This is a genomic window from Syntrophorhabdaceae bacterium (assembly GCA_028713955.1).
Lineage (GTDB): Bacteria > Desulfobacterota > Syntrophorhabdia > Syntrophorhabdales > Syntrophorhabdaceae > UBA5609.
The window spans coordinates 1-7,080 of sequence record JAQTNJ010000162.1; the positions used below are offsets into that span (position 1 = coordinate 1).

1 protein-coding gene is annotated in these 7,080 nt (G+C 46.4%); it reads left to right on the plus strand.

What is annotated here, in order from left to right:
• Positions 1-7,080 (plus strand): ribose-phosphate diphosphokinase (prs, locus tag PHU49_12300; GenBank protein MDD5244789.1); only part of this gene is annotated, 7,080 nt, incomplete at both ends.

Below are 7,080 nucleotides of genomic sequence, written 5' to 3' on the forward strand. Positions count from 1 at the left end.
GAAAGACAAGGTGAGCAAAGGGTTGATGAAGTTCGACGCAAGCCACGGCCTGCAAATCGGCACGGTCAAAGTCGACACTCTCAAGGAGGGGAATATTTTTGTGGATATTCCCGTGGATGTGAAGGGTAAAGATTGTCTTTTTATTCATTCCACGAGGACTTCCAGGGGAATCGTCGAGCTCTTGGTAATTCTTGAGGAGTTGAAGAAAAGAGACGCCGGAGATATCCATGTTTTGTTTTTCTATTTCGGTTACGACAGGCAGGAGAAGAATTTTCCCGCACCGCGTTACGGGGAGAAGGCTTTCGGCGTGAACGCCGCGAAGATTATCTTAAGTCTCGTCAGCCAATACTGCGGTAGGATTTATACCGTAAATACGCATTTTATCAAGGAACCGCGGATCAACGCCTACCAGATGGAAGGGGTGGGTGGGATTGATATTGTTAACCTCAACGCTTTTTTCTATCTTATCCGTTATTTTATAAAGAATTATGACCTGAATAGGCCTGTATTGGTTGCTCCCGACCAGGGCACTTTTTCATTTTTGGCCCTGCTGGCCGAATCTTTGGACTTGCCCCTGGCGGTTTTCAAAAAAATGCGGCTTAACATAAAAGAAGTTTTTTTTACCGAACCGGAAGGACTGGATGTCAAAGGCAGGGATGTAGTGATCCTTGATGATGTGATCTCGGGTGGTTCCACGGCCGTCAAGCTCTCTTACATACTTAAGGATAAATACGGGGCATCGCGGGTATTCTTCGGAACGGTGCACGGAAAACAGTCGGAAGAAAATCTGGCGGTATTCAGGTCTTTGACCGACAAACAGGGATTGCCGCTTATCAGCGATATTATTTCCACGGATACTATTTTCTCTTCGACTAACCGGGTTTCGGTCGCGGAGGTAATCGTAGAGTTCTTGAGGGAGCATCTGGTTACCGCGGAAGCTTTGGACGGGATAGATACTCCTTCCATTAGTTTAGTCTTGCCTTATCGTTTAGCCGGGGCGGGGGATGTGGTGTTTATGGTTAATACCGCCCAGAAGCTGAAGCAAATTTATCCGTCATTGCCGATTAAGGTCATTTTCCTTAAGAGCGACGATTATCTTTTTCTGGGCAAAATCAAGCTGATCAGCGGTTTCGAAGGCCAGCGGGATATCCAGCGTTTGGGAGGCATAACTTATATCAATGCGCAGGATTCCCGGGAGAGGATGGATGAATTCATGGGGAAAAAAGACCTGGTGATGTTATACGCGGTTTATACCGATGAATATTCCGGAAGCGACGCCTCTTACTTCGAATCGATCGGTTTGAGAAGGGCCGCGAAGATCACGATTCATGAGGTTGGTCGGGAATTATGCTGGCGGGACCCGAATAAGAACGGGCATTATCTGCTGGGATGCAACAGCGACGCCTTGGGTATGCCGCCGGTAGCCCCGAATTTTGAAAACTATGTAAGATATTGTAAAGCCAAGGATAAAGAAAATATTTACGCGGAACGCAGGAAAATCCTGGAAAAAATACCGGGTTATGCCGTATTGGATCTCGGGGATGCGGTAAAGAGCGCCTGGGGTTTTGTTTATGGGCATATGCCATATGAGGTAAAGATGTATTTTACGGTTTTTAAAACGGCAAGGCGGGAAGATAAGGAATTTGCCGCCCGCCCGGCAACTTTTTTCGTTAATCACAGCCAGGGTGATAAGCTGATGCGCGATGAGGTATTTAAAGCGGCCGAAGAGTCAGGTTACAATGTCCTGGAATATAATCATGAAAGCGGAAGGCTGGAGCCGGTCCTGAGCAGAGAAAGTAATGTCCGGATAGTGATGAATACGGTTGTCCCGCGCAAGCTGTTCGGGCAGCTTTTTACCTTGAGCGATGACCTTCCTAGCCTGGTTACCGGGCAGGATAACTTAAGCAATATCCTCTATGTGAACGCCCAGACCCGCGGCCGGGCATTTTTTTGGGAAGTGCTGATATTTCAGGCTCTGGCGGAGTTCGACTTAAAACAGGCGGCGGAAAAAATCTTGAGTGCCCGGGAGTATGCTGATTTCAAGGAATTCTTAAAACGCGGTTACGATACCGATTACGGTTTATTATCTAAATTATTCAGTGAACATGATAAATACCGCCAGATGTACCATAAGCTTGGGGAGGGGATTGCCCGCGAGTTTTCTTTTGCCAGAAGAATCAATACCGTGATAGAGCAGTGGCAGGATGAAATCAGGACTAAAACTTACCCCGCCCGCCTTGGCGGTGAACCGATTATTTCCTCTGCCGGCCAGTTGGATAATCTTAAATTGTATTTTAAGGATGCGGAAATAATCTTTGCCGATCAGACTAAAACCGGTAATATCGCCGATACCGAAACTACCCCGGGGAGGATATCGGTGTTAAAGGCCTTTGCATCCCGCGCCCCGCCGTTTAACCCGTCCGATTCCGCGTCGCAATCCTTCCAGATACTTATCGATGATATCATCCGCCATGAAAACAAAGAACTTGAAACCGGTTCCCATGCTCTTGCCTGTCAGGCAAGCTATGATTATTTTAGGACTCGCCACATTGAGTTAAAAATCCTTTTAGAGGCTTTCGAGAACGCGGGAATCCTTCCGGAAAATGATTATTTAAAAAATCTTTCTAATTTTATTTTACCGCGTAAGAAAGCGTTTTCTAAAGGGATTGCCCTTAAAGCCCCAACTTCCGATGATCTGATGCATCGTTTCAACTGTAACTATAAGGATATCGAAAGAGTCATTAAGGAGGCTGAGGAGGTTAGTATTCCGGATGCGCTTATTAAGGAACTTGAGGCAAGAGGTTTTTCCGATTTGGTCAAGGCCTTGCTTGCCCAGCGTTCCCCCAGTTTAAGATTTTTTGCGGTAAGAGACGGCCCCGCATCGCGTCTCTTCGGCATCCCCCGATACAACAAAGCTGTCCTTGCTCGCGATACTATTCCCGTATATACCATCCCGGATAAGCAGGGTAATCTCTGCAGTTATATCACGCAGAATTTCTATGAATCACTTCTTGCTGATTTTGGTCTTTTTGCTTTTGTCCTGGACCATGAATTTTACGAAAAAGGCACTACTCCCCACCGCAGCCATAAACAGGCCTGGGAAGACCGCGGCTGGCTTGAGTTCTTCGTAGACCGGGATACCGGGATCAACAAATTCCTGAAATTATACATCGATAGATTGTTCTTGGAAGGGGATATCGACGGCCTTGACCGGTTCAAATCCCCTAAGTCCGATACGCAGAAATTAGTTTGTCAATACGTCCGCTCGAGGAAAAAAGAGTTGTTATCCGCCAAAAAGGTATTCTTAACCATCAAATGCCAGGATGAAAAACTCGATAAATGCCGCCGGGATTCGGCGGTTGAATCAAAAGGCATAAACCTGGAAGTTCTCTCCGGTGAATTCGGCAATAAAGAAATATATGTATACATCAGTAATCCGCGTTATGTCAGAAGCAAGGATTGTGTGTTGTTCTTTGATCAGGTTAATCAGCCTCAGGAAGTCTTAAAACTCATCTTTACCCTGGGTCTTTTGTCTAAAGACTGTGGCGCAAAAAGTATTACCTGTGTTCTTCCTTATAATACCGATGGATGGATTATTGAGGTAGCTTCCCGTTTTACCAGCCTCAAGCTGGTAGCCAAGGAGGAGTTTAAAGGCCATTCTTACGGTTCAATGGTTGTCCGGGAAAAGTTCAAAAAGGGGTTATTGAATGTTAACAAAGACTATGAGCGCGGTTTTGACGGCCTCCTGTTTATGCCTAATACCGAGATTTTTAAGCCGTTGGATATGCCGTCAGGCTTATCGATTAAGATTAACGATAAAGGCAAGATTATCCTGCCTTCCGGCCTGGACAGCAGCAAAAATTATCTTCTGGTTTGCGCCACTGACGCCAATACGGGTATCATCAACCTGTTTAAGGCTCTTTCCGAACTTAAAAAGAAGGGTATCGCTCCGGCGCTCTTCTTTACTTACTTCAGCTATATGCGTCAGCACAAGGCCTATCGCTTAAAAAAGCATGGTTCTTTTGCTTTAAGTGCTAATAGCGCTTCGGTTATTCTTGATGCGATCAGTATTTATTCCAGCCAGATCCAGACCTTAAATATCCACTTCTCGAAAGAGTTAGGAAGGATCCAGCTTAAAGAGATCTTCCCGGATCTTGCCCGGCCTGTTCAGTTCTTCAATTTTAATATCTTTACAGACTTAGCCGCTTACTTTAAGCAGAATAATTTCTTGGTTAATCCGGTGATTATCGGCGCGGACAAGGGAGCGGCGATATTCTCTAAAGACGCTTCCGCCAACAACAATATGGAATACGGTGGAAATATGGATAAGAAAAGGGATTCCTCCAAACCCTTGCGCCTGCAGGTAACTATGGTCATGCCCGATATTGTCGTTTCCGGCAGGGATGTCATACTGCTTGATGATATCATCTCAAGCGGGGAGACGATCATCAAGGCCGCCGTGCTGCTCTTATCCCGGGGCGCCTCCCGGATATTCATCGGCTGCGTATACGGTGAGTTTACCGAGGGAGTAAAAATCTTTAACGACCGCAATGTTTTGTTCTCCGCGGCTAAACAGCTTAAGGCCGCCGGACAGCTAAGCCAGGAACAGATAGAGGCTTTTGAGGCAAGGCAGTTATTTGTCCAGGATATAGTTTCTACCGACATCATCCCCAACCCCTTTGCCCGGATCAAGGTGGGGGAGATTTTGGGAAAACGTAATTTTAGCCTGGCGGAATTAAACGAGTTTATCCGTTTGATTTCGGATAGAATATCCGCCGGAATGGACATCGGAATTTGGAAAAAAAGACTGGCGATGGTTGAAGATTTGTATAAGGCGTTGGGTTTAAAAGTGGATGAGCCGGTCGGTTTTTTCGATATCGCGACGGAAGAAATAAGCTATTCCGGGCGTATCCGCGGGCCCGACGGTAATATCAGCTACCGTGTCCTAAGGGATTTTCTCTACCCGCGTTATAGCCGCAAAGAAATTCTGGGTTTGATCAGGTTTATCGGAGCTCATGAGCAAATCCATAAAACCTGCCCGCAGGAAATAAACGAAAATAGGATATTCTTTCTCCAGGCGCAGAACGAAATTCCGGCGGCGCGCCGCCTATTGGTGTGGGCTTCTCGATATACCAATAATTTTGCCGGGTCGTTTAGAAATATGTTTCCCGGTTCACAGCTTGTTTATGCCGGGCTGCCAGGCGTTTTTTCCTTTGAGGGAGAAGAGAAAACCCCGGAGATCTTATTTATAAAAACAGAAAATGACCCCCGGCGGGTTAATCCCGTTCAAAGGATACAGCCTGCCCGTAAAGTAAAGATAGAAATAAAAGAACCGCCTGTTTCGGAAGAGAAGGCCGGTAAGAAACCGGAAGAAGATGAAGTGATTATTTCCGGTGAAACATCCTCTTTCCGGGCTTCAGGAGAGCTTGTTTTATATGATAAGCACGGCCGCCTGGTTAAATCCTCTCCGGATGGGATAGGTTCCGTTATTGATATTCCCAAGGGTTCTCCCGCTACTTTATTGCGCTATATGCAGGTTAACGGTATTTTCAGCGGGAATCCGAAAAGATCGAGAGAACTGGCGGGAAAAAGAGGGGGCAATGATTCTTTAAGGACGGTGCAAAAAGAATTAAGGATCCTCCGCCTTGCGGGGCTGGTAGAAATGGAAGGGGGCTCGGGGTATTTCCTGTCGGGGTGGCTGAAAAATACCGACCTGGAAAAGCTGATCGGGGAAAATCCCGAGTTAGATATGGCGGAAGCCGGCGTAGAGCTTATCGATAGGGTTAAAGAGAGGGTGAACCGGTTTAGGCTGCTGTATAACTCTTGGATGGAAGTTTTCTATCGCCGTTATGAAGACCGCGGAAGGATAGAGGGTTTGCTTGTCAAATTTTTACTCCGGGATAATCCGGTTAAAAATAATGTTTTCTTCGAGATCGATAGTTTATCGGATGAGGAGGTTGTAAAAAAGGCCGATGGGTATCTGAATAGTTGGCTCAAGGAACAGCAGTCTCAGTTTGGCCAAGACGGCGGTTATTATAATGTTTCGGATTCGTTAAATGTCAGGAAGGTCATTCTTTATCCCACCATAGGGATACTGGATCTGTCGCAGGTTATGTTTACCAGTCTGGCGATGAATTTCCCGGTTTCCATGATCGCCAGGATGGAACCTGAATGCGCTAGTGAAGCATTCGCTTTCCTTTATGCGATTATTAAGGGTATCGCGGCGCTCTCCGAAAAGGAGGGCCTGGTTCTGATTCAGGATCAGGACGTCGAAGACATCCTTAATTATCTTAGCGGAAAGGCAAGTACCTTCGGCTATAAAGAGATTTCCGTGAATCTCCTTTCCCTGTCGGGCCTGCTTGAGCCTTTTGATACCGTTTCAAAGCAGGAAAGCTTGGGATGTTTACTTAAAATTATCCGGGGTTTGCGGGAAAGCAACCGCGGCTGGGAAGAAATTTTTTCGTCTCCTGAAAAAGAATCTGCTATCCAGGAATTGTTAAGGGCTAAACTATCCGGGGAACTGGCGGAGATCATCAGGGATAACATAAAAAGCAGGTTCAACGAACCGGGCAGAGAATTGAAGATTGAACGGGAGCTTAAGCCGAATTACCTGAAAATCATAAGGAATAGCCGGGAGAATAGGATTTTTACCGGGATATTAACGCGGGAATTGGGTGACTTATTGAGCATCTCCGCCGCAGGGAACGACCGGATCGTCCGTGATTTTATCAGATTTTTGCTCATGGAACTACGCGGTTCTGAAAAGGGGCCTGTACCGGATACCCAATCTTTTCCTGACAGTGTCACCGAGGTTCCCCTGGAATTGGCAGGTTTCGGAGCGGTTAATATGGGGAGGGCAGTCATAAGAGGCCAGGATGATTTTGAGATTGACCTGCGGGCCGCTGAAAGCCTGGGTTGTTATCAGGAAAGATTTAAGAAAATAATCGGTTTTATTGCGCATTTTATCACCGGCCCGCCGCTGGAAGTAAATATTATTGTCGAGCCGGTACAGGTTGGAGAGCTTTCCATCTGGTATGACCGGGAATCGAATACCATCCATATCCAGGTAATCCTTTTAGC